This window comes from Streptomyces sp. NPDC005898 (assembly GCF_040629635.1).
GTDB lineage: Bacteria > Actinomycetota > Actinomycetes > Streptomycetales > Streptomycetaceae > Streptomyces.
Genome location: NZ_JBEXWC010000011.1, coordinates 203401 through 227080 on the forward strand (window position 1 = coordinate 203401; position 23680 = coordinate 227080).

20 protein-coding genes are annotated in these 23680 nt (G+C 72.9%); 12 read left to right on the forward strand and 8 right to left on the reverse strand.

Annotated elements, in window-relative coordinates:
- Positions 1-127: 127 nt before the first annotated feature.
- Positions 128-1579 (forward strand): MFS transporter, encoded by a 1452-nt coding sequence (locus tag ABZ385_RS17680; protein ID WP_358912063.1) that lies wholly within the window; start codon positions 128-130, stop codon positions 1577-1579.
- Positions 1576-2022 carry a protein phosphatase gene (locus tag ABZ385_RS17685; protein ID WP_358912065.1) on the forward strand — a complete coding sequence of 149 codons (447 nt, stop codon included), beginning with the start codon at positions 1576-1578 and terminating at the stop codon, positions 2020-2022. The genes ABZ385_RS17680 and ABZ385_RS17685 overlap by 4 nt, the downstream gene beginning before the upstream one ends.
- A gap of 14 nt (positions 2023-2036) precedes the next feature.
- On the opposite strand, the gene ABZ385_RS17690 is transcribed toward ABZ385_RS17685, so the two are convergent.
- From ABZ385_RS17690 to ABZ385_RS17705, 4 genes are read right to left on the reverse strand one after another with little or no spacing between them, the layout of a single operon-like run.
- Positions 2037-3161, reverse strand: coding sequence for a hypothetical protein (locus ABZ385_RS17690; RefSeq protein WP_358589591.1), 1125 nt, complete (start codon positions 3159-3161; stop codon positions 2037-2039).
- A gap of 35 nt (positions 3162-3196) precedes the next feature.
- Positions 3197-4147, reverse strand: a complete 951-nt coding sequence (locus ABZ385_RS17695) for an N-acetylneuraminate synthase family protein (RefSeq protein ID WP_358589593.1) — start codon at positions 4145-4147, stop codon at positions 3197-3199.
- Positions 4148-4160: 13 nt separating this feature from the next.
- Positions 4161-5468: an N-acylneuraminate cytidylyltransferase gene (locus ABZ385_RS17700; RefSeq protein ID WP_358589595.1), complete on the reverse strand. Its 1308-nt coding sequence runs from the start codon at positions 5466-5468 to the stop codon at positions 4161-4163.
- Between the two features lie 32 nt (positions 5469-5500).
- Complete coding sequence (locus ABZ385_RS17705) at positions 5501-6853, reverse strand: DUF6716 putative glycosyltransferase (RefSeq protein WP_358589597.1); 1353 nt, start codon at positions 6851-6853, stop codon at positions 5501-5503.
- A 198-nt stretch (positions 6854-7051) separates the two neighbouring features.
- Between ABZ385_RS17705 and ABZ385_RS17710 the strand changes: the two genes are divergently transcribed.
- The 3 genes from ABZ385_RS17710 to ABZ385_RS17720 are packed head-to-tail and all read left to right on the forward strand — an operon-like array spanning position 7052 to position 10562.
- A complete protein-coding gene (locus ABZ385_RS17710) occupies positions 7052-8029 on the forward strand; it encodes a glycosyltransferase family 2 protein (protein WP_358589599.1) in 978 nt (325 codons plus the stop codon).
- On the forward strand, positions 8029-9414 hold the full coding sequence (locus ABZ385_RS17715; RefSeq protein WP_358912067.1) for a polysialyltransferase family glycosyltransferase: 1386 nt from the start codon (positions 8029-8031) through the stop codon (positions 9412-9414). Before ABZ385_RS17710 ends, ABZ385_RS17715 begins: the two co-directional genes overlap by 1 nt.
- Entirely contained in the window at positions 9411-10562 is a 1152-nt protein-coding gene (locus tag ABZ385_RS17720) for an acyltransferase (protein WP_358912069.1), read from the forward strand. The genes ABZ385_RS17715 and ABZ385_RS17720 overlap by 4 nt, the downstream gene beginning before the upstream one ends.
- Here the strand turns inward: ABZ385_RS17720 and ABZ385_RS17725 are convergent.
- A complete protein-coding gene (locus tag ABZ385_RS17725; RefSeq protein WP_358912070.1) occupies positions 10546-11193 on the reverse strand; it encodes a TetR/AcrR family transcriptional regulator C-terminal domain-containing protein in 648 nt (215 codons plus the stop codon). The two genes, ABZ385_RS17720 and ABZ385_RS17725, sit on opposite strands and share 17 nt — an antisense overlap.
- A 38-nt stretch (positions 11194-11231) precedes the next feature.
- Here ABZ385_RS17725 and ABZ385_RS17730 point away from each other — a divergent pair, with 38 nt between their 5' ends.
- Both ABZ385_RS17730 and ABZ385_RS17735 read left to right on the forward strand, forming a co-directional pair.
- Positions 11232-12701 carry an FAD-dependent monooxygenase gene (locus tag ABZ385_RS17730; protein WP_358912072.1) on the forward strand — a complete coding sequence of 490 codons (1470 nt, stop codon included), beginning with the start codon at positions 11232-11234 and terminating at the stop codon, positions 12699-12701.
- Positions 12698-13168 carry a MarR family winged helix-turn-helix transcriptional regulator gene (locus ABZ385_RS17735; protein WP_358912073.1) on the forward strand — a complete coding sequence of 157 codons (471 nt, stop codon included), beginning with the start codon at positions 12698-12700 and terminating at the stop codon, positions 13166-13168. Before ABZ385_RS17730 ends, ABZ385_RS17735 begins: the two co-directional genes overlap by 4 nt.
- Positions 13169-13184: 16 nt before the next feature.
- Here ABZ385_RS17735 and ABZ385_RS17740 read toward each other — a convergent pair whose 3' ends face one another.
- Positions 13185-14765: a methylmalonyl-CoA mutase family protein gene (locus tag ABZ385_RS17740; protein WP_358912075.1), complete on the reverse strand. Its 1581-nt coding sequence runs from the start codon at positions 14763-14765 to the stop codon at positions 13185-13187.
- Between the two features lie 64 nt (positions 14766-14829).
- On the opposite strand from ABZ385_RS17740, the gene ABZ385_RS17745 reads away from it, so the two are divergent.
- Entirely contained in the window at positions 14830-15693 is an 864-nt protein-coding gene (locus tag ABZ385_RS17745) for a L,D-transpeptidase family protein (RefSeq protein WP_358912076.1), read from the forward strand.
- 477 nt (positions 15694-16170) lie between these two features.
- Here ABZ385_RS17745 and ABZ385_RS17750 read toward each other — a convergent pair whose 3' ends face one another.
- Positions 16171-17004, reverse strand: coding sequence for a MurR/RpiR family transcriptional regulator (locus ABZ385_RS17750; protein ID WP_358698484.1), 834 nt, complete (start codon positions 17002-17004; stop codon positions 16171-16173).
- Between the two features lie 117 nt (positions 17005-17121).
- Here ABZ385_RS17750 and ABZ385_RS17755 point away from each other — a divergent pair, with 117 nt between their 5' ends.
- Positions 17122-18549 (forward strand): cytosine permease, encoded by a 1428-nt coding sequence (locus ABZ385_RS17755; RefSeq protein WP_358912078.1) that lies wholly within the window; start codon positions 17122-17124, stop codon positions 18547-18549.
- Positions 18550-18560: 11 nt separating this feature from the next.
- On the forward strand, positions 18561-18986 hold the full coding sequence (locus tag ABZ385_RS17760) for a hypothetical protein (RefSeq protein ID WP_358698488.1): 426 nt from the start codon (positions 18561-18563) through the stop codon (positions 18984-18986).
- A gap of 297 nt (positions 18987-19283) precedes the next feature.
- Here the strand turns inward: ABZ385_RS17760 and ABZ385_RS17765 are convergent, their stop codons facing one another.
- Positions 19284-20675, reverse strand: coding sequence for a cystathionine beta-synthase (locus tag ABZ385_RS17765; RefSeq protein ID WP_358586602.1), 1392 nt, complete (start codon positions 20673-20675; stop codon positions 19284-19286).
- A 163-nt stretch (positions 20676-20838) separates the two neighbouring features.
- Between ABZ385_RS17765 and ABZ385_RS17770 the strand changes: the two genes are divergently transcribed.
- Both ABZ385_RS17770 and ABZ385_RS17775 read left to right on the forward strand, forming a co-directional pair.
- Complete coding sequence (locus ABZ385_RS17770; RefSeq protein WP_358912080.1) at positions 20839-21879, forward strand: SGNH/GDSL hydrolase family protein; 1041 nt, start codon at positions 20839-20841, stop codon at positions 21877-21879.
- 508 nt (positions 21880-22387) lie between these two features.
- On the forward strand, positions 22388-23608 hold the full coding sequence (locus ABZ385_RS17775) for an acetyl-CoA C-acetyltransferase (RefSeq protein WP_358586606.1): 1221 nt from the start codon (positions 22388-22390) through the stop codon (positions 23606-23608).
- Positions 23609-23680 lie beyond the last annotated feature (72 nt).

The window sequence follows — 23680 nt, forward strand, 5'->3', positions numbered from 1 at the left end:
AGGTCGTCGGATCGTTCAGCGTGCTTGAACGAACGTTGCGATCTTCGGCGTTGTTCCGCTCCGCCGCCCCACCGAAGGTGGTTGAGAAGGCAACAACAGCGATCGACCGCAGGAGAGTTGAGCCGCCATGAGCGCCCATGCCCCCGGCCCCGCCGAAGGACCGCCCCCCTCCTGGACCCCCCGTCAGTGGGGTGTCCTCCTCGTCCTGTGCGGGGCGATCTTCCTGGAGGGCATCGACATCGCCATGCTCAACGTCGCCCTGCCCGCCATCCGCGCCGACCTCGGCCTGTCCACCGGCTCCCTCCAGTGGGTGATGAGCGCCTACGTCCTCGGCTACGGCGGCTTCATGCTGCTCGGCGGGCGCGCCGCCGACCTCTTCGGGCGGCGCCGGATGTTCGTGTTCTGGCTCGCCGTCTTCCTCGCCTTCTCCGGGCTCGGCGGGCTCGCCACCGAGGGGTGGACGCTGATCGCGGCCCGGTTCGTCACCGGGATCGCGGCGGCCTTCATGACGCCCGCCGGCCTCTCGATCATCACCACCGGGTTCGCGCAGGGGGCGCAGCGCAACAAGGCCCTGCTCTTCTACTCCGGCACCGCGGCCGGCGGTTTCTCGGTCGGGCTCGTCGCGGGCGGGCTGCTGGCCTCGGCCGGCTGGCGCTGGGTGTTCTTCGCGCCGGTCGTGCTCTGCGCCCTGATCCTGCCGGCCGCCCTCGCCCTGGTGCCGCGGACGGCGCGTCCCGAGCGGGTGGCGGGCGCGGGCTTCGACCTGCTGGGCGGGCTCACCGTCACCGGCGCCATCGTGCTGCTCGTCCTCGGCGTGGAGCGCGCCCCGCACGCCTCGGCCGGCGGGACCGCGGCCACGGTCGGCGCCGGTCTCGCCCTGCTCGCCGCCTTCGTCGCGGTCGAGCGCCGCGCGGCGGCCCCGCTGGTGCGCCTCGGCATCCTGCGCGGCGGCGACCTCGTGCGCGCCAACCTCGCCGGGCTGCTCTTCGCCGGGGGCTTCTTCGGCTTCCAGTTCCTGGTCGTGCTCTACCTCCAGGAACTGCGCGGCTGGTCGACGCTGCGGACCAGCCTCGCGATGCTCGTCATGGGCACCGACGCGATCCTCTCCCCCCTGCTCACGCCCAGACTGGTGGCCCGCTTCGGCAACGCCCGGGTGATCTTCGGCGGGCTGCTCCTGGCCGCGCTCGCGTACGCCCTGTTCCTGCCGGTCGGCGCCGACTGGACGTACGCGATGATGCTCCCGAGCCTGATCGTCGTCGGCCTCGCGTTCTCGCTGGCCTACGGGCCGCTCACCATCGCCGCCACCGAGGGGGTCGCCGAGGAGGAGCAGGGGCTCGCCGGGGCGCTGCTCTACACGTCCTTCCAGTTCGGCGCGGCGCTCGGCCTCTCGGCGGCCACGGCCGTGAACGTCGCCGCCACGGCGTCCGGTGCGCCCGCCGACCTGCTGGACGGCTACCGCGCGGCCCTGTGGGTACCCCTGGCCGCCGCCCTGCTGGCCGCGCTGGTCAGCGCTTCCGGACTGCGCGCCCGGCGAAGCGCGCTGCCCGGGCCGGTGGCGGCGCCTAGTGTGCGGGCATGAGCGGCAGCGAGAACACGGGTTTGTGGCGGGCCGACGGCGCCGGGGTCCTGCGGCTGCCCTCCGGACGGCTCGTCCGGGGGCGGGGGCTCCGGCGCCCCCTTCCCGAGGGGGACGCACCCGACTTCGGCGTCTACCTCCTCGGCAAGCGGCCGCCCGACGTCCCCTGGGAGTCCCGGTGGCTGCGCTGGCCCGACTTCCTGCTGCCGAGCGACCGCGGCCGGGCGCGGGAGCTGCTGGGCGAGGTGTGGGAGCGGGCGGCCGGGGAGCGCGTGGAGGTGGCGTGCGGGGGCGGGCGCGGGCGCACCGGGACCGCCCTCGCCTGTGTGGCCGTGCTGGACGGGGTGCCCGCCCGGGAGGCCGTGGCCTTCGTACGCGCGCACTACGACCGGCACGCGGTGGAGACGCCCTGGCAGCGGCGGTACGTGGCGCGGTTCGGCGGTTGAGGGCCTTGCCCGGCTCACCCGGCCGCCGGGGACCCCACGCCCCTCGGGCCGCCGGCCGAGGTGATGACCGACGTCAGGCGGTGCACGTCCCGGGCCGTGCCCGTCACGCCGGACAGGAAGCCCTGGGCGCGCGGCGAGGCGTTCTCCGTGAGCCAGGCCGGGTCGATGTCGCAGACCGCCACCTTCACCCCGGTGCCCGCGAGGGCCAGCGGCAGGGTGTGCACGACCGTGGAGGGGAAGCTGAGGATCGTCGGGCCTATGGGGCCGCGGCGGGCGATCAGCTCCAGCGGGAGATCCGGGCGCACCACTTGGAGGCCCGTCTCCACCGCGAGCCGGTGGAGCTTCTCGGAGCTCTCCCGGCGGTGGGCGAAATAGCGCCGGGCGCCGTGGGCCAGGGCCAGGGCGCGGACCGCCTCCACGTAGCGGTCGGGGTCCACCACGCCCGTCTCGACGAGGGAGGTGCCGACCAGGTCGGCGCCGCCCGTGATGCGGGGCGGGCCGAAGCGTTCCTTCGTCCAGGCGAAGGCGTTGACGGTGATCTCCACGCCGGGCGGCGCCTGGTCGATCGGCATGGCGGAGAAGACCTCCACCGTGCGCGCCCCGCCGGGCGTGAGGCGGCGCCGGGCCGAGGCGGAGACCGGGGCGAAGACGAGGTCGCGGGGGCCGGGGCGGCCGCCCTTGCGGTGCCAGCGCACCAGGCGCTCGCCGCGGGCCAGCTGGGAGACGAACTCCATCGTCGCCGTGCCGTCGTCCACCACCACCAGGGAGCGGGCGCGGGTGATCGTCAGGAGGAGTTGCACGTAGCGGGAGAACGGGTCGCCTATGACGATCCGGTCCGCCGTGCGCAGCACGCCCGCGAGGCCGCCTATCGTGTGGAAGGGGGCGCTCGCGCCGCCGCGCGCCTCCTCCCAGCGCACTTCCACGCCCTCGTCGCGGACGAGCTGCGCCATACGGCGCAACTGGCCCCGCGTCATGGGGTCGTTGGGCGACAGGACGACGACGGTGAGGCCCCCGGCCGGGCCGGTCGCGGCCGCGGCGTGCGCCCACTCCAGGACGTTCAGCAGCTGAACAGGGCTCTCCACGAAGGCGAGCGTGGAGGGGGCGGTGGTGTCGGCCGTGCGGCCGGCGCGGGGGCTCATCGTCGTCTGTCCGTCTCCCGGTGCTCGGTGGGCGCTCAGACCGCGACCGGCTCGGCGTCCGCCGACTCGGCCTCGGCGACGACGCCCGTGACGCGGCGCAGCTTCTTCATCGGGCCGAGCTCCGACTCGTAGACCTTCTTGACGCCGTCGCCGAGGGAGGCCTCGATGGTGCGGATGTCGCGGACCAGCCGGCTCAGGCCCTGCGGCTCGACGGAGGCGGCCTGGTCGGAGCCCCACATGGCGCGGTCGAGGGTGATGTGGCGCTCGACGAAGGTGGCGCCGAGGGCGACCGCCGCGAGGGTGGTCTGCAGGCCCGTCTCGTGGCCGGAGTAGCCGATCGGGACGTTCGGGTACTCCTGCTGGAGGGTGTTGATGACGCGCAGGTTCAGCTCCTCGGCCTTCGCCGGGTAGGTGGACGTGGCGTGGCAGAGCAGGATGTTGTCCGAGCCGAGGACCTCGACGGCGTGGCGGATCTGCTTCGGCGTCGACATGCCGGTGGACAGGATGACGGTGCGGCCGGTGGCGCGCAGGGCGCGCAGCAGCTCGTCGTCGGTCAGCGAGGCGGAGGCGACCTTGTGGGCGGGCAGGTCGAACTTCTCCAGGAAGGCGACGGCCTCGGTGTCCCACGGGGAGGCGAACCAGTCGATGCCGCGCTTGGCGCAGTGCTCGCTGATGGCCCGGTACTCGGACTCGCCGAACTCCACGCGGTGGCGGTAGTCGATGTACGTCATGCGGCCCCAGGGGGTGTCGCGCTCGATGTCCCACTGGTCGCGCGGGGTGCAGATCTCGGGGGTGCGCTTTTGGAACTTCACCGCGTCGCAGCCGGCGTCGGCGGCCACGTCGATGAGCGCGAGGGCGTTCTCCAGGTCACCGTTGTGGTTGATGCCGATCTCGCCGGTGATGTAGACCGGCCGGCCGGGGCCGGCCGTCTTGGAGCCGAAGCGACGCAGACGGGAGGTGGCGTCGATCGAGGTGGTGGTGCTCATGGTGAGGCGTTCCTTACTTGTCGGGGGAGTCGAGAGAGGGGCCGAGGATCCAGCTGGCGATCTCTCGGATCGCGCCTTCACCGCCGGGCAGGGAGGTGACCGCGCGGGCCGCGCCGCGTACGACGTCATGGGCGCTCGCGACCGCCACGGGCCAGCCCACGAGGGCGAAGCACGGCAGGTCGTTGACGTCGTTGCCGACGTAGAGCACGCGCTCGGGCGCGATGCCCTGTTCCTCGCACCACTGCTTCAGCGCGAGGTCTTTGCGGTCGATGCCGTGCAGGACCGGGAGCCGGAGCTTCCTGGCGCGCGCGGCGACGACCGGGTTCTGTTCCGTGGACAGGATCAGCATGTGCAGGCCGCTCTTGCGCAGCGCCGCGATGCCGAGGCCGTCGCCGCGGTGCACGGAGACGAATTCCCGTCCCTCGGAGTCGACCAGCACCCTGTCGTCGGTCTGGGTGCCGTCGAAGTCGAGGACCACCGCGTCGATGTCGGCGGCGGTGGGGAGCGCGCCCTCGGGGCGTTCCGCATCGAAGAGCGGGGCCAGGGCGCGGGCGCGGGCGAGGTCGTGCGGGTCGTCGACCTCCAGGACGCGGGCCGGGTCGGTGCGGACCGGCTCGGTGTGCCCGAAGAAGCGGTGCTTGTGGGTGCGGAAGCCCGCCGCGTCCATCGCGTAGGCGGCGCCGGTCTCCAGGAGGTCCTGGGGGCGGTCCTGGCGGCGCGGCCGGAAGGACTTGTCGTGGTTGACGCCGTAACCGCCGCGCGTACGGGTGGAGTTGGCGAGGGTCGCCGTGCCGCCCACGGAGTCGGTGCGCCGCGCGGGGACGTCGGCGGGGCCGTCCGCGTCGTCGGCCGCGTCCCGCCAGATGAAGCCGTGGAAGGGGGCGACCGTGACGGCGGTGTCGGCGCCCTTGTCCAGGACGGCGCCGGCCACCCCGTCGACGTCCTCGCGGGTGAGGAAGGGGCTGGTGCACTGCACGAGCAGGACGACGTCGACCCGGGCGCCGTGCAGGGCCTCGTGGGCGTCCATGGCGTGCAGGACGGCGGCCTCACTGGTCGCGGTGTCCCCGGCGATCGCGGCGGGGCGCAGCACCACCTCGGCGCCGGCGGCGCGGGCGGCCTCGCCGATCACGTGGTCGTCGGTGGAGACCACCACGTCCGTGACGTGCCGCGCGGCCAGGCACTCGCGGACGGCGCGCACCACCAGCGGCACGCCGCCGACGGGGGCGAGGTTCTTGGCGGGCACCCCCTTGGAGCCGCCGCGGGCGGGGATGACGGCGAGGACGCGGCGGACCGGCGGCTCCGCTGGGCCGGGGTGGGGCATGGGGACTCCTGGGAGTGGGAGGTCGTGGGAGTTCACAGCTCGCCCATCCGCCGGATGACGGGGGCCACGCGCTGCACTCCGTGGCGGTAGGCGCCGCGGGCCGCGCGGCGCACGATCTGCCGTACGGGGCCCGGGTCCTTGTCGGCGGCGGGGGCGCCCGGCAGCGGGGAGCCGTCGGGGCCGAGGTGGTGGCGGGCGAGGATGCCGGGCAGATAGCCGCGGGCGGTGGTGAGGCTGTAGTACGGCTTCAGGGGTGCGAGGCGGCCGGCGGCGGCGTCGGCGAGGAGGTCGGCGACCTTGCGCCGCGCCTCGTCGAAGGCCCGTTCGTAGGCCCCGTCGGCGGCGACGCCCTGCCGGGCCAGCCAGCGCTCGTCGGGCACGGGCAGGTGGCCCGCGTCCAGCTGGTCCCAGGAGGCGAGGCACCCGGAGCCGGTGAAGTGGTGGTTGCCGAGCGCCTCGCGCACCCCGAGGTCGGTGAGGACCGCGGTGGGAACGCGCCGGTGCAGGGATTCCAGGGCGGCGGTGGAGCTGACGGTGACCAGCAGGTCGGTGCGGTCCAGGACCTCGCCCATGTGCCCGTAGACGAGGCGGCAGTTGGCGGGCAGGCCGCCCTCCAGCCGCTGGACCAGTTTCTGGTAGGGCAGTTCCTCGATGTGGGTGGTGTGCTCCCCGGGCCTGCTGCGCAGTTTGAGCAGGACCTCGCGCTCGGGGTGCAGGCGGGCGTGTTCGGCGAGCCGGCGCAGCAGGTAGACGCGGTGTGCGGCGCTCTCCGGGACGGAGGGCTGGGCGGCGAAGACGACCGTGTACGGGTCGTGCGCGGTGTAGGGCGCGCCGCCGAGGAAGGGCAGGGCGGCCTCCGTGACCGACGAGGCGTCGGCGCCCACTCCTTCGTACACGGCGCGGAAACGTTCCGCGTCCTGGCGGGAGTTGGCGAGGACGACGTCGGCGCCGTGCCGCAGCAGGAGGCCGTCGGCGAGCTTCTCGTAGACGACGCCGACGTAGCCGGTGACGACGACGGGGCGCTTGGCGGGCCGCCCGGTGAGGCGGGCGTCCTCGGTGAGGCGGGCGAGTCCGTGCAGCATCACCTGGACCGCCCCGCCCACCAGGGCGAGCACGATCACATCGGGCGTGTCCCGCTCCATCTCGCGCAGGAACTCGACGGCGGTGACCTCGCGCAGGCTGTCCGCGCGCACCCCCACCTCGTCGAGCTGCCGGGGCGTCGGGGTGGCCCGGCCGCGGAGCAGGAACCCGCTGAGGCGGTGGCCGTCGGACCCGGACCGGCTGTCCGACGCGATGCGGTGCGCGGTGAGGGCGCCCCACTTCCATCGTGTGTCGGAGTCGGCGAGCACGGCCACCCGCGGCGGGTTCTGGTTACTTGCTGGCACGTCCCAGACGCTAGGAAGCGATTTCGATTCGCGGCCCAACTCAGGTGCAACAAACGGTTAACAGCGTGCCGACGAATGGCGAAGCGGCTCCGGAAACGCCTCTTCGGCGGCCCGGTTAACCATTCCGCCACGCGTCGTTCACCTCGCATCCCCCTGCGGGTCGAGACGAATCACGGGCCGACACCTAACGTCACCCTCGTGGTTAAGCTCTCCGTCATCGTGCCGTTCTACAACGTGCAGCAATACGCGCCCGACACCTTGAGGAGTCTGCGCGCGAACGCGCGTGACGACTTCGAATTCATTCTCGTCGACGACTGTTCGCGCGACGAGACACCGGACATCCTGGAGCGTGCGGCGCGCGAGCTTCCCGGCGCCGTCCACCTCCGACACGAGAAGAACGGCGGGCTCGCGACCGCCCGCAACACCGGCCTCGACGCGGCGCGCGGCGAGTACCTCACGTTCCTGGACGGCGACGACTGGCTCGCCCCCGGGTACTACGAGCAACTCCTGGCGTCCATCGAGGACTTGGGCTGCGACTTCGTACGCACCGACCATGTGCAGTGCACCGCCCGGGCCCGTACGGTGCACCGGGTCCCGCACGGCAGGCGCGGCGAAGTGATGAGCCCGCGGGAGGTGATCCTGCCCGCCGACCGCTCGACGTCCGTCGACTACGCGTACGCCTGGGCGGGCATCTACCACCGCCGGCTCGCCGACGCGGGCCTGCTGCACTTCACCGACGGGCTGCGCACCGCCGAGGACCGGCCCTGGATCTGGCGGCTGCACCGCGAGGCCGAATCCTTCGCCGCGGTCGGCCTGCTCGGGGTGTTCTACCGGCGCGGGGTCGCCTCCTCGCTCACCCAGATCGGCGACGTGCGCCAGCTCGATTTCATCAAGGCATTCGACCAGGTGGTACGGGAAACCGCGGCGGACCGGGACGCCGAAAAACTCCTGCCGAAGGCCGTGCGCACCTATTGCGCGATCATCTCCCATCATCTGGGATCCATCGAAAGGTTCGAGCCGGCCGTGGCACGCAAATTGAAGTCGATGAGTGCGGCCGCGCTGAAGCGGATGCCGCAGGGCGTCCTAGACGACGCGCTGGACTCCATGGACATCCAGCGGGCGACCCGGCTGCGCAGGCTGCGCCGCCGCCCCGTCTCGGCGGAGGTGGCCGCGTGATGACGACCTCACCCGCCGGCCGGCGCACCACGCAGATCTTCCTGGCCTCCACGCTGTACGGCGTCGCGACGCTCGCCGCCGCCCTGGACGCCGACCTCTTCGGCCCCGCCGACCGCCGCGTCCTGCTCGTCAGCAACAACGCGGCGACCCCGGAGACCACGCCCTCGCTCGACGGGATGCCGGGCTTCGAGCGGCTGCGCGGCCGCTTCGACGACGTACGGTCCTGGAACGAGGCCATCGCCCCCTTCCACCCCGGCGGCTGGTCCCCGCGCGGCGACGACGTCGTCCTGTGGGAGCGGTACGTGCGGCTGCTCTGGGACCTCGGTGACGACCAGGTGGAGCTGGCCGTCGAGTCGATCCAGGTCCATCCCGCGCTCGCGCTGACCCAGATCTTCACCGGCGCCCCCGTGGACGTCTACGCCGACGGCCTGATGAGCTACGGCCCCACCCGCAACAAGCTCGACCCCCTGGTGGGCACCCGCGTGCGGCGGCTGCTCCACCTGGACCTGGTGCCGGGGCTCACCCCGCTGCTGCTCACCGAGTTCGGCGTCCGGCCCGAGATCGTGCCGACGGACACCTTCGTCAAGGTGCTCGCGGAACTCGCCGCGGACGGCGACGAGTCGGCAGGCGCCGCGCCGTCCGGTCCCGAGGCGCCCGCCCTCGTCCTCGGCCAGTACCTGTCGGCGCTGTCCATCCTCACCGCCGAGGAAGAGGAGGAGCTGCACATCCGCATGGTGCGCGGCGCCGCCGAACTCGGGCACACCCGCGTGGTGTTCAAGCCGCACCCCACCGCGCCCGCCCGCTGGTCGCGCGCCCTGGAGAAGGAGGCCCAGGCGATCGGCGTCGAGCTGACGGTGCTCGACTCCCCCGTGCTCGCCGAGGTCCTCTACCAGCGGATGCGGCCCGCGCTGGTGATCGGCTGCTTCTCCACGGCCCTGCTCACGGCGTCCGCGCTCTACGGCCTGCCCGTCGCCCGCACCGGCACCGATCTGCTGCTGGAGCGCCTCGCGCCCTACCAGAACAGCAACCGCGTCCCCGTCACGATCGTCGACGCGCTGCTGCCCGAGCTGGGCGACCGCGCGGCGGTCGAGGAGCGGCGTCCGGGCCTTGGCACCGGCGAGCTGACCGACCTGCTCAAGGCGGTCGGCTTCGCCATGCAGCCGCAGATCTACCCGGCGCTGCGCCCCGCCGCCGAGCGCTATCTGACCCATCACCTCGGCGCCGGCACCTGGCGCTACTTCAAGCGGCGCCGCCTGACCGCGCTCGCCCTGCCGGGGGCGCTGCCCTCCCAGCTCGCGTTCATCCCGCGCAACGCGGCGGTGCGGCGGGTGGCCCGCCGGGCCCGTTCGGTGCAGCGCTCCATCAAGCGGACCGCGCTCGGATGACGGCCCCCACCCCCACGCTCCCGGAGCTCTCCCCGGGGGCGGGCGCCGCCCCGCGCGCGGCCACCATCGTGCCCGCGCGCGCGAGACCCCGGCTGCGCGCCCTGGACGGGCTGCGGCTGATCGCCGCGCTCATGGTCGCCGCCTACCACTACGGCGGCCGGGACGGAGAGATATCCAAGGCCTGGGGCAGCTCGCCCAGGCTCCAGTTCCCGACCGCCCACGAGTGGTTCGCCTACGGCTGCCTCGGCGTCCAGATCTTCTTCGTGATCAGCGGTTTCGTCATCTGCATGAGCGGCTGGGGCAGGCCCCTGCGCTCCTTCTTCGCCTCCCGGGCGTCCCGGCTGCTGCCCTCCTACTGGGCGGCGATCGTCCTGGTGACGGCGGTCTTCGCGCTGCCGGCCGTGGCCTGGGACGCGGCCTCCCCCAGCGACACGCTGGTCAACCTCACCATGCTCCAGCAGCCGCTGGGCGCCGACCGGGTGCTCGGCGTGTGCTGGACGCTCTGGGCCGAGCTGCGCTTCTACGCCCTGTTCGCGCTCTGCGTCGTGCTGCCGGGGGCGACCCGCGCCCGGGTGGTGCTGTTCTGCGCGGTGTGGACCCTGGCGGCGGCGATCGCGGCGGGGGCCGACCAGCCGCTCCTCGACATGGTCCTGATGCCGCAGTACGCGCCCTTCTTCGTCGGCGGCATCGGCATGTACCTCCTCCACCGCGACCGCGCCGACCTCACCGCGTGGGGCATCGTGGGCGTGAGCTGGCTGATCGGCCAGCACTTCGCGGTCGCCGGGCTGTGGCACGCGCCGGACCCGGCCTTCTTCTCCCAGCGCTCCTCAGCCGTGATCATCGCGGTCGTCACGGCCGGTTTCGCCGCGGTGCTCCTCATCGCGCTCGGCCACTTGGACCGGGTGAACTGGCGCTGGCTGACGGTCGCGGGCGCCCTGACGTACCCCTTCTACCTCGTGCACGAGCATCTGGGCTGGGTGGCGGTGGAGGCACTGCACCAGGGCCTCGGGCTGCCGTCGCACGCGACCTTCGGGCTGACGATCGCCGGGATGCTGGCCCTCGCGTGGCTCCTGAACCGGTACGTGGAGGAGCGGCTGACGCCGCTGATCCGCACCGGCCTCTCCCGGAGCCTCACGCCCCCGAGGTGACGAGCGTCGCCGCGACGCCCGCCACGACCGCGGCGAGCCCCGCCTCGAAGCCGCGGTCGTGGTCGGCGAACATCTCCTCGCCCGCCGCCGCGGCCAGCGGGTACGCGGCCAGGCGCGCGGCGCGCGCCGCGAGGTCGTAGCCGTCCTCGCCGCCGCCGGGGGCGGGGGCCGTGGACTGCTCCTCGATGACGTATCCGATGGTGTAGCTGTACACGGTGAACCAGGCGCGGGCGGCCGCGCCCGGCGTGAAGCCCGCCGCGACGAGCGTGCGCAGGAAGGCCTCCAGGGGGGCCGCGTACGACAGGTCCGTGTAGCGGGTGCCGCTGAACACCTTGGCACCGTCGCGGTGGCGCAGCAGGTGGCCGCGGAGTCCGCGCATCGCGCCGGTGAGGGCCTCGCGCCAGTCGTCGGCGGGCGCGGCCAGGAAGTCGTCGGCCATGCGCCGCATCATCTCCGTCGCCATCTCGTCGAGCAGCGCCTGCTTGTCCTTGAAGTGCCAGTACAGGGCGGGTGCCTGCACGTCCAGGCGCCGGGCGATGGCGCGCAGGGTCAGCCCTTCCAGGCCGGTCTCGTTCAGCAGGTCGAGCGCGGTGCGCGCCACGCGGGTGCGGTCCAGCTTCGTCGTAGCCACCTTGACAATTTAACACCGTTAAGCGCAGGCTCTGCGGCATGGAACTTAACAGCGTTAAGGAGACGTCGGTGCTCGTCGTGGGCGCCGGCCCCACCGGGCTCGCCCTCACCTGCGACCTGGCGCGGCGCGGCGTGCGCGCCCTCGTCGTCGAACGGGCCCCCGCCCTCTTCCCCGGCTCGCGCGGCAAGGGCCTCCAGCCCCGCACCATGGAGGTCTTCGACGACCTCGGCGTGGCCGGCGCGGTCCTCGCGGCAGGCGGCCCGATACCGGTCGGGATGGTGTGGCGGGAGGGCCGGCGCCAGGGCGAGCACCGCATGTTCGACGCGCCGGAGCCCACGGAGAGCGCCCCGTACGCCGAGGCCCGCATGCTCCCCCAGTGGCGCACCCAGGAGATCCTCCTGGCGCGGCTGCGGGAGCTGGGCGGCGACGTCGCGTTCGGCACGGCCGTGACGGGCCTGACGCAGGACGCCGAGCGGGTCACCGCCGAGCTGTCGACGGGCACCCGGGTGCGGGCGGCGTATGCGGTGGCGGCGGACGGCGGACGCTCCACCCTGCGCCGGGCCCTCGGCATCACCATGACGGGCGAGACGGTCGACCCGAACCCGATCCTGGTGGCCGACATCCGCGTGTCCGCGCTGGACCGCGACAACTGGCACCTGTTCCCGGCCGCCGACGACAGCGGCCTGTACACGGCGATCTGCCCGCTGCCCGGCACCGCCGACTTCCAGCTGACCGCGCAGTTCCCCGCGGGCACGACACCCGACCTCTCCCTGTCGGGCATACGCGACCTCGTCGCCGCCCGCACCCATCTGCGCGCCGACGACGTGACCGAGGTCCGCTGGTCCTCCGACTTCCGGCCGCGCGCGGCACTGGCGGACCGCTTCCGGGAGGGCCGCGTCCTCCTCGCCGGGGACGCCGCGCACGTGCACTCGCCCGCGGGCGGCCAGGGCCTGAACACCAGCGTCCAGGACGCCTACAACCTGGGCTGGAAGCTGGGCGCGGTCCTGCGCCACGGCGCACCCGAGGCGCTGCTGGACACCTACGAGGAGGAGCGGCGGCCCAACGCCGCGGCGATGCTGGGCCTGTCCACCCGCATCCACCGCGGCGAGGAGCGGCGCGGCGCGGCCACCCGGCAGCTCGGCATCGGCTACCGCGAGGCGTCGCTGGCGGTGGAGACCCGGACGGGCCTGCCGCCGCAGGCGCTGCGGGCGGGCGACCGGGCACCCGACGGGCCGTGCGGTACGGGGACCCTGTTCGACGCGTTCCGCGGCCCGCACTTCACCCTGCTCGCGATCGGCACGGACACCGCGCTGCCGCCGCTGGAGGGCGCGGAAGTGCGGGCCCACCGCGTGCCCGCGTACGCGCCGTACGGGACGGGCCTGTTCCTGGTCCGGCCGGACGGGTACGTCGGGTGGGCGGGCGAGCGGGCGCGGGACGGGCTGGCGGACTACCTGGCCCGGTGCGGCTTGACCTCAAGTCGACTTGCGGTCCTACGTTCGGGCGCATGACGACCTTCACGTACTCGCACAGCGACGCGGACCTGCTCAACCAGCCCATCGGCTACTGGAGTTCGGCGGCGGGCGCGGCCGTGGTCAACCACATCCGCACCGCCCTCGCCGAACTCGGCCTCACCCAGCCCCAGTGGTGGATCCTCAACCAGCTCCAGGACGCGCCACCGGAGGGCCGCGACCGCGACGAGGTCGTGGCGGTCCTGCGCGGCTACCTGGAAACCGGCGAGAGCGCCCTGCGGCACAACATCGGCGCGCTGCACGACCGCGGCCTGGTCACCGAGGACGCGGCGGGCCGCATCGCCCTCACGGAGGCGGGCCGCGAGCTGCGGGACGGTGTGGCCGCGCGCCAGCGGGACATCCTCGCGGAGATCCGCGAGGGCGTCACGGACGAGGACTACGTCCACACCCTGAAGGTCCTCCAGCGGATGATCCACAACGTGGGTGCCTCGGCCTGGCACCACTGAGCCTGCCCGGCTCCCCTCAGAACGCGTCGACCGGCACGTGCACGCCCCACACCGCGCGCAGCGCGTCGCACACCTCGCCCACCGTGGCGAGGGCGCGCAGGGCGTCCTTCATCGGAGGGAGGACGTTGGCGTCGCCCTTCGCCGCGTCCGTCAGGGCGGCGAGGGCGGCGTCCACCGCCGCGCGGTCGCGTTCGGCGCGCAGCCGGGCCAGCCGGGCGGTCTGCCGCGCCTCGATGGCGGGGTCCACGCGCAGCGGCTCGTAGGGCTCCTCCTCGTCGAGCCGGAAGCGGTTGACGCCGACGACGACGCGTTCGCCGCTGTCCGTCTCCCGGGCGATGCGGTAGGCGTTGCGCTCGATCTCGCCTTTCTGGAAGCCGCGTTCGATGGCGTGCACCGCGCCGCCCAGCTCCTCGACGCGCTCCATCAGCCGCACCGCCGCCGCCTCCACGTCGTCCGTCATGCTCTCCACGGCGTACGACCCGGCGAAGGGGTCGACGGTCGCCGTCACGTCCGTCTCGTACGTGAGGACCTGCTGGGTGCGCAGCGCCAGCCGGGCGGAGGTGTCGGTGGGCAGGGCGATGGCCTCGTCGAAGGAGTTGGTGTGCAGCGACTGGGTGCCGCCGAGGACCGCGCCGAGGCCCTGGACGGCGACCCGGACGAGGTTCACCTCGGGCTGCTGGGCGGTGAGCTGGACGCCGGCCGTCTGGGTGTGGAAGCGCAGCATCAGCGACCTGGGGTTCCGCGCGCCGAACTCCTCCCGCATGACGCGGGCCCAGATCCGCCTGGCCGCGCGGAACTTGGCGACCTCCTCCAGGATCGTCGTACGCGCCACGAAGAAGAAGGACAGGCGGGGCGCGAAGTCGTCGACGTCCATGCCCGCCTCGATCGCCGTGCGCACGTACGCGATGCCGTCGGCGAGGGTGAAGGCGATCTCCTGCGCGGGCGAGGCACCCGCCTCGGCCATGTGGTAGCCGGAGATGGAGATGGTGTTCCACTTCGGCATCACGGCCCCGCAGTACCGGAAGATGTCCGCGGTCAGCCGCAGGGAGGGCTGCGGCGGGAAGATGTACGTGCCGCGCGCGATGTACTCCTTCAGTACGTCGTTCTGGATCGTCCCGGTGAGCCGGGAGGCGGGCACACCCTGCTCCTCGGCGACCAGTTGGTACATGAGGAGCAGCGGCGCGGCGGGCGCGTTGATCGTCATGGAGGTCGAGACCTGGTCCAGCGGGATGCCGTCGAACAGCACCCGCATGTCCTCGATCGAGTCGACGGCGACGCCGACCTTGCCGACCTCGCCGTGCGCGAGGGGCGCGTCGGAGTCGTGGCCCATCTGGGTCGGCAGGTCGAAGGCGACCGACAGGCCGGTCGTGCCGTGCTCGATCAGCCGCCGGTAGCGGGCGTTGGACTCGGCGGCGGTGCCGAAGCCCGCGTACTGGCGCATCGTCCAGGGGCGGCCCGTGTACATCGTCGGATGGACGCCGCGGGTGAAGGGGTACGCACCGGGGGCGCCCAGCTTGTGGTCCGGGTCCCAGCCCGCGAGGGCCTCGGGGCCGTACACGGGTTCGATGGGCAGTCCGGACTCCGACTCGTGTGTCATGCCTTCAGCTTGCGCCTGCCACCGGGACGCGTCACGCGCGCCAAACCGGGAAACACTCCCAGAAATGTTGTCCGGAGGCACCGGAGGCGTGATGGGCAGGGTCGCGATATCGGTGGGGGCCGTGGCGGTACTGGCGTTGACCGCGGGGTGCAAGGCGGTCGCGGTCGACGCGGAGGACGGCCGGCCGGGCGGAGCGGGCGCGGTCGGCGCGGACGGGACGCCACGGGTCTCGGCGGCGGCGCCGCGGGGCCCATCGGCACCCCCCGGTGGTCCGAGCCCGCGGACGCTGCTGCGCGAGGGCGACCGGGGTGCGCAGGTGCGTGAGCTGCAGGCGCGGCTCCGGCAGATCGGGTGGTTCCGCCAGGGCCCCTCGGGCACGTACGGCCCGGTCACGGCCGAGGCGGTCCGGGGCTTCCAGGGCAAGCGCGGCCTGCCTCCCACCGGCAGGACCGACACGCTCACCTGGCAGCGGCTCCTCGCGATGACGCGCGAGCCGGCGCGCTCCGAGCTGCACGCGGGTGGGGGCAAGCCGGCGGCGGCGTCCGCGCCCGCGCCCGCGCCGGACAAGCGGTGCCTGACCGGCCGGGTCCTGTGCCTCGCCAAGAACAGCCGGACGCTGACCTGGATGATCGACGGCAGAGTGGTGTCGACGATGGATGTGCGGTTCGGCTCGCAGTACACGCCGACGCGCGAGGGCACCTTCCACGTCTACTGGAAGTCGCGGCACCACGTCTCGACGCTCTACGACACGGCCATGCCGTACGCCCTGTTCTTCAGCGGCGGCCAGGCGGTGCACTACTCGGCGGACTTCGCGGCCAGGGGCTACGCGGGCGGTTCGCACGGCTGTGTGAACGTCCGGGACGAGAAGAAGATCGCGGCGCTTTTCGCGCAGGTGCGGGAGGGCGACCGGGTCGTCATCTACAAGTAGCGGGCCTCTCCCGAGAGGCGTCCCCCGGGAGGTGTCCCCGAAGAGGCGTCCCCGGGAAAAGCGGTGTGGGCGGGATCGGGGGAACAGATCCCGCCCACACCGATGGCACGGAGCCGAAGGTACGGGGGGAACCCCCGGCTCGTGCCCGGGCCGATGACCAGTCGGCTCACTACTTACTGCGCCGCGCCCCCGAAAAACGTCACACCTGGGGTGGGCGGCTTTTCCGGGGAGGGGTGGGAGGGGGTGCGAAGGGGGGGGCCCACTGCTTGTCCGCTGGGTCCGGTCGCGTGGGGTCCGGTCGCACGGGGGGCGGCCGCCTTTCGGCGCGAGAGGGCGGTGCGGCGGGACCTGCCGCACCGCTTCGGTACCGCTCCGGCACCGCTTCGGTACCGCTCCGGCACCGCTTCGGCGCAGCAGGTTAGCGGCGGAATCTGAGGAGAGGGTGAGAGTCCGGTGGCCCGCCGGCCCCTGGAGGGCTCACTCCACGAACAGGCCCCGCGCCGCCGCCCCCGCGTCGAACTCCTCCAGGCGGGCCTGCGCGTCCGACAGGCCGTCGCACATGGCCTCCAGGAGGACGCGGCCGAGGAGCATGGGGGCGCACGCCGTGTCGAAGGCCAGGCCGGTGCCGACGGCCGCCGGGAGCAGGAGGTGGGAGTACGCGGCCACCGGGGCGAACGGCGAGTCCGCCACGGTGATCACCGTGAGGCCCGCCTCCCTCGCGTGGGCCAGCGCGTCCACGACCTCCCGGGGGTGGCGCGGCAGCGCGAAGCACAGGAGCGCCGTGGCGCCCGCCCGTACCGCCGCGTCGACGCGGTCGGTGAGCATCGTGCCGCCCTCGTCGAGGAGGCGTACGTCGGGGTGGACCTTCGCGGCGAAGTACGAGAAGCCGTACGCCTGGGAGGCGGCGGCCCGCAGGCCGAGGACCGGCAGCGGGCGGGAGGCGGCGAGGAGGCGGCCCGCCCGCTCCACCGGCGCCGGGTCGGCGAGGGCCTCCGCGAGGTGGCGGAGGTTGTCGATCTCCGCCTGCACCGCCTGCTGGTACTCGTTGAGCGCGTCCCCGGCGGCCGGCTCGGCGGGCGCCACGTCCCGCAGGTGCTTGCGCAGGGCGGGATAGCCGTCGAAGCCGAGCGCCACCGCGAAGCGGGTGACGGAGGGCTGGCTCACGCCGGCCAGTTCCGCCAGCTCGACGCTGGAGAGGAAGGGGACGTCCGCCGCCCGCCGCACCATGCAGTGCGCGATGCGGCGCTGCGTGGGCGTCAGCCGGTGCCCCTCGAAGAGCACGTGCAGCCGTGCCGCAGGACTGTCACTCATACCGTTCCTTGTCACCGGTGACGCACGCCGGACCATTGACAACCTATTCAGTCAGCAAGAACTCTGCATGACGATATGCAGCCGAGCAAGACGCGCGAGCAGCGGAGGGCAGTCGTCATGGCAGCTGAAGACCTGGTGGAGCGGCGCTCCATCGACGTCGTCCCCGACGACGAACGGCACGGCACCGCGTTCAGTCAGTTCACGCTCTGGCTCGGTGCCAACCTCCAGATCACCGCGGTCGTCACGGGCGCGCTCGCCGTCGTCTTCGGCGGCGACGTGGTGTGGTCGATCGTCGGCCTCGTCGTCGGCAACCTCCTCGGCGGCGCGGTGATGGCGCTGCACTCGGCGCAGGGCCCCCGGCTCGGCCTGCCCCAGATGATCCAGTCCCGGGCGCAGTTCGGCGTGAAGGGCGCGGCCGTCCCGCTGCTGCTCGTCATCCTCATGTACGTCGGCTTCTTCGCGAGCGGCAGCGTCCTCGCCGGGCAGGCCACGGCCGAGCTGACGCACACGGACGACACCACGGGCATCGTCCTCTTCGCCGCCGTCACGGCGGTCATGGCGGCGGTCGGTTACCGCGTCATCCACGCGCTCGGCCGGGTGGCCAGCGTGATCTGCGCGCTCGCGTTCGTCTACCTCGGCGTGCGGCTCCTGGACCGCGTGGACCTGTCCGCCCTGCTGGGCGACGCCCACTTCGACCTGCCGATGTTCCTGCTCGCCGTCTCCCTCTCGGCGTCCTGGCAGCTGGCCTTCGGGCCGTACGTCGCCGACTACTCGCGCTATCTGCCGCGTACGACGTCGGCGAAGGCCACGTTCTGGTGGACGCTGTCGGGCTCGGCCATCGGGTCGCAGTGGTCCATGACCTTCGGGGTGCTGGTCGCGGCGAGCGCGGGGGACGCCTTCCTCGCCGACCAGGTCGGCTACGTCGTCGGCCTCGGCGGGAGCGGCCTGATCGCCTCCTTCCTGTACTTCGTGATCGCGCTCGGCAAGCTGACCATCAACGTCCTCAACACCTACGGCGGCTTCATGTCGATGGTGACCGGCGTCAGCGGCTTCCGCGGCCAGAAGGTGCTCGGACCGCGCGGCCGGACCGCGTACATCGCCGTGATCATGGTGGCGGGCACGGTGGTCGCGCTGCTCGGCAAGGACAGCTTCCTGACGTCCTTCAAGGACTTCCTGCTGTTCCTGCTGACCTTCTTCACGCCCTGGTCGGCCATCAACCTCGTCGACTACTACCTGATCTCGCGCGAGCGGTACGACATCCCGGCGCTCAGCGACCCGCACGGCCGCTACGGCGCCTGGCGCCTCGACGCCCTCGCCGTCTACGGGATCGGGCCGCTGGCCCAACTGCCGTTCCTCGTCACGCACTTCTACACGGGTCCGCTCGTCGAGCCGCTGGGCGGCGCGGACATCTCGTGGGTCGTGGGCCTGGTGGTGCCCGCGGTGCTGTACTGGGCCCTGGCCCGGCGCGGCAGCGTCGCACCGGGGGCTGGTCCCCGGGCGGATACGGGGGTTATCCCCAGCGCCGGCGAGGCGCCGGCCCCGTAGCGTGGACGGCTATGGAAGCCCGTGACGCCGAACTGAAGAAGGAACTCGACGCCACTCTGCACGCCCGCAGAGAGCTCGGCGAAGAGTACGACTCCGCCCTGGTCGACTCCTTCCTCGGGAAGATCGAGCAGCGCCTGGACGGCACGGTCGACCGACGCCTGCGCCGTCACCTGGCCGAGCAGCAGATGACCGTCGCCCGCGGCTCCCGCTCCCCGTCCGGCGGGGCCGTGGACGCCTGGAGCGAGCGGTTCGGCTTCGGCCTGATATCCCTGATCCTCGCGGTCCCGCTGTCCGGCATCGGCGCGGCCACCGCCGGCCTGCCCGGGCTCGTCACCACCTGGGTGGGCATCGTCGGTGTGAACGCGGCGCAGGCGCTCCGCGGCGCGGACTTCGGCCGCCGCCGCAAGGACCGCTCCACCTCGGAGTGGGACTGCTGACCGAGGGTGACGTGCCGGGCGGTCGAAGGCGGTGAGTGGCGCGGGGAGGCGGTGAGTGGCGCGGGGACCGCCGCACCCCCGGTTGCCCGGGGGGCGGGACGACGGCGGTCCCCGCGAGGGACGTGTGCCGGGTCAGGACCGGGCCACGTCCCGGCGTCCAGAGGTCCGGGAGCCGCTCCGGAGTTCCTGACGCCGACACCCATCACTGTGCCGGACCAGTGTTAAGCGGGTGCTGCGCGCACGTGTCGCGCTCGTACCACTTGCGCGAAGCCCCCGGGCCGGGCCGGGCTTGCTGCTCTAGTGACCCTGCTGCTCCGCGAGGAACGCGAGCAGGTCCTGGCGGCTCACGACGCCCGTCGGCTTGCCCTCGACCAGGACGATGGCCGCGTCGGCGCCGCCGAGCACCGACATCAGGTCGGCCACCGGCTCACCGGAGCCGACCTGCGGCAGCGGGTCCGACATGTGCTTCTCCAGCGGGTCGCCGAGCGAGGCACGCTGGGCGAACAGGGCGTCGAGCAGCTCGCGTTCGACCACCGAGCCGATGACCTCGGCGGCCATCACGTCGGGGTGTCCCGCGCCCGGCTTCACGATCGGCATCTGCGAGACGCCGTACTCGCGCAGCACCTCGATGGCCTGACCGACCGTCTCCTCGGGGTGCATGTGCACCAGGGAGGGCAGCGCGCCGCCCTCCTTGCGGCGCAGCACGTCGGCGACGCGCGGTTGGTCGCCGGGCTCCTCCAGGAAGCCGTAGTCGTTCATCCACTCGTCGCTGAAGATCTTGCTCATGTAGCCGCGCCCGGAGTCGGGCAGCAGCACCACGACGACGTCGTCGGGGCCGAGCCGCTCCGCGACCCGCAGCGCCGCCACGACCGCCATGCCGCAGGAGCCGCCGACGAGCAGCCCCTCCTCCTTGGCGAGGCGCCGCGTCATCTGGAAGGAGTCCTTGTCGGACACCGCGATGATCTCGTCGGTCACGTTCCGGTCGTACGCGCTAGGCCAGAAGTCCTCGCCGACGCCCTCCACGAGGTAGGGCCGCCCGGAGCCGCCGGAGTACACGGACCCCTCGGGGTCGGCGCCGACGACGGTGACCTTGCCCCCGGAGACCTCCTTCAGGTACCCGCCGGTGCCGGAGATGGTGCCGCCGGTCCCGATGCCGGTGACGAAGTGGGTGATCTTCCCCTCCGTCTGCTCCCACAGCTCGGGGCCGGTGGAGTGGTAGTGCGAGAGCGGGTTGTTCGGGTTGCTGTACTGGTCGGGCTTCCAGGCGCCGGGCGTCTCGCGCACGAGGCGGTCGGAGACGTTGTAGTACGAATCCGGGTGCTCGGGGTCGACGGCGGTCGGGCAGACGACCACATCGGCGCCGTACGCGCGCAGCACGTTGATCTTGTCGAGGGACACCTTGTCCGGGCAGACGAAGATGCACTTGTAACCCTTTTGCTGGGCCACGATGGCGAGCCCGACGCCGGTGTTGCCGGACGTCGGCTCGACGATCGTCCCGCCGGGCTTCAGCTCCCCGCTCTGCTCGGCCGCCTCGATCATGCGCAGCGCGATGCGGTCCTTCACGGAGCCGCCGGGGTTGAAGTACTCGACCTTGGCCAGGACGGTCGCCTGGATGCCCGCGGTCACATGGTTGAGCCTCACGAGCGGGGTATTGCCGACGAGGCTGATCATCGAGTCGTGGAATTGCACCGTTGTCTCCGGGCTGCGATGTAGTGCGACGAATTGGTGCGGTCAGCCTAAGGGTCCCTCTCATCCGTTCACCTCCGCCCACGATTGGCCGACCGTGCTTTCGGGGCAATGAGTGGATGTACGGCTGTACGGCGGTTCGGCTACGAGGAGGTGGCTGCGGGGCATGTCGAGGGCGAGGGTGGCACGGCGGATCGCGGCGGGCGCGGCGTACGGCGGCGGCGGGATCGGGCTGATCGGGGCCGCGGCGGTCGGCGTGGTGCTCGCCGAGGTGCAGCTGGCGAAGCGGTCCGTGGGCGGGTCGCACGCGGATCCGCCGCGGGCCGACGGGCGCTACGGGAGGGCGTACGGCGAGATCTCCGGCCCCCCCGACTGCTCCGAACCGGTGCGGTTGTGCTCCGAACCGGTGCGGTTCGCGATGCTCGGGGACTCCACGGCCGCGGGGCAGGGCGTGCACCGGTCGGGGCAGACCCCGGGGGCGCTGCTCGCCTCGGGGCTCGCGGCGGTCGCGGAGCGCCCCGTCGACCTGCGGAACGTGGCGCTGCCGGGCGCCCAGTCGGACGACCTGGACCGGCAGGTCACGCTGATCCTGTCGGACCCCTCCTGGGTGCCGGACGTGTGCGTCATCATGATCGGCGCGAACGACGTGACGCACCGGATGCCGCCGACCCGCTCGGTGCGGCACCTCTCCGGGGCGGTGCGGCGGCTGCGGACCGCCGGGGCGGAGGTGGTCGTCGGCACGTGTCCCGACCTCGGCACCGTGGAGAACGTCTACCAGCCGCTGCGGTGGCTGGCCCGCCGGGTCTCGCGGCAGCTGGCCGCGGCGCAGACGATCGGCGTGGTCGAGCAGGGCGGGCGGACGGTGTCGCTGGGCGATCTGCTGGGCCCCGAGTTCGCGGCGAACCCGCGGGAGCTGTTCGGTCCCGACAACTACCACCCCTCGGCGGAGGGGTACGCGACGGCGGCCATGGCGGTGCTCCCCACGCTGTGCGCGGCGCTGGGCCTGTGGCCCGAGGAGGAGCGGCCCGACCTCTCGCGGCGCGAGGGTTTCCTGCCGGTGGCGCGGGCGGCCGCGCAGGCCGCGGCGGAGGGCGGCACGGAGGTCACTCCGGTGATGCCGGCCGGCCCCCGGGGCCCCTGGGCCCTCATCAAACGCCGCCGCCGACGCCGCATCCACACCCCAGAACCCACCCCCCTCCCCCACTGACCCCACCCCCACACTCCCTGCCGACACGCTCCCCACGCCCCCAGAACGCCCCCCTAAGGGGCGCGAGGAACGGCGCGCCAAGCCCCAAAGCACCCGCACCCCACAACGAAAGCAAGGCCCCCCCAGGGGCGCGAGGAACGGCGCGACAAGCCACAACCCACCCGCACACCACAACAAAGGCAAGCCCCCCCAGGGGCGCGGGGAACTGCGCGACAAGCCACGACACACCCGCACGCCACAACAAGAGCAAGGCCCCCGGCCAGAACACGCGGGGAACGGCGCGACAAGCCACAACCCACCCGCACGCCACAACGAACGCAAGCCCCCAGCCAGCACACCCCAGCCGCCAAACCGACCCGCACCAAGAACCCCCCGTACGCCCAGGACCCCCCGACCTGAGCACCCGCTTAGAAATGCGTCCCGCGTCACACACCCCACCCGATGACCGACAGCATTACGCGGGGGTAACTTCCCAGGGAGTCCTGCCCCCTCGTCACCGGAGCGCCTGATGCCCGAAGCCGTGATCGTCTCCACCGCCCGCACCCCGATCGGCCGCGCCTTCAAGGGCTCGCTGAAGGACCTGCGCCCGGACGACCTGACCGCCACGATCATCGAGGCCGCCCTCGCCAAGGTCCCGGAGCTGGACCCCAGGGACATCGACGACCTGATGCTCGGCTGCGGCCTGCCCGGCGGCGAGCAGGGCCACAACCTCGGCCGCATCGTCGCCGTACAGCTGGGCATGGACCACCTCCCCGGCTGCACGATCACCCGCTACTGCTCCTCGTCCCTCCAGACGAGCCGCATGGCCCTGCACGCCATCAAGGCGGGCGAGGGCGACGTCTTCATCTCCGCGGGCGTCGAGATGGTCTCGCGCAGCGTGAAGGGGACCAGCGACGGCCTGCCCGACACCCACAACCCGCTCTTCGCCGACGCCGAGGCCCGCACCGCGGCCGTCGCCGAGACCGAGGGCTCCACCTGGCACGACCCGCGCGAGGACGGCCTGCTCCCGGACGCCTACATCGCGATGGGCCAGACCGCGGAGAACCTCGCCCGCGCCAAGGGCGTCACCCGCCAGGACATGGACGAGTTCGGCGTGCGCTCGCAGAACCTCGCCGAGGAAGCCATCAAGAACGGCTTCTGGGAGCGCGAGATCACCCCGGTCACCACCCCCGACGGCACGGTCGTCAGCAAGGACGACGGCCCGCGCGCCGGGGTCACCCTGGAGGGCGTCCAGGGCCTGAAGCCCGTCTTCCGCCCCGACGGCATGGTCACCGCCGGCAACTGCTGCCCGCTGAACGACGGCGCCGCCGCCCTCGTGATCATGAGCGACACCAAGGCCCGCGAGCTCGGCCTGACCCCGCTCGCCCGCATCGTCTCCACCGGCGTCACCGGCCTCTCCCCCGAGATCATGGGCCTCGGCCCGGTCGAGGCGTCCAAGCAGGCACTGCGCCGGGCCGGGCTCACCATCGACGACATCGACCTGGTCGAGATCAACGAGGCCTTCGCCGCCCAGGTGATCCCGAGCTACCGGGACCTCGGCATCGACATCGACAAGCTGAACGTCAACGGCGGCGCCATCGCGGTCGGCCACCCCTTCGGCATGACGGGCGCCCGCATCACCGGCACGCTGATCAACTCCCTCCAGTTCCACGACAAGCAGTTCGGTCTGGAGACGATGTGCGTCGGCGGCGGCCAGGGCATGGCGATGGTCATCGAGCGCCTCAGCTGACCGCGAAGGCCCCCGATTCGCTGACGCAGAGTTGGCGTTCCTGACGCTCCGCTTCTGCACCGTTCCGTGACC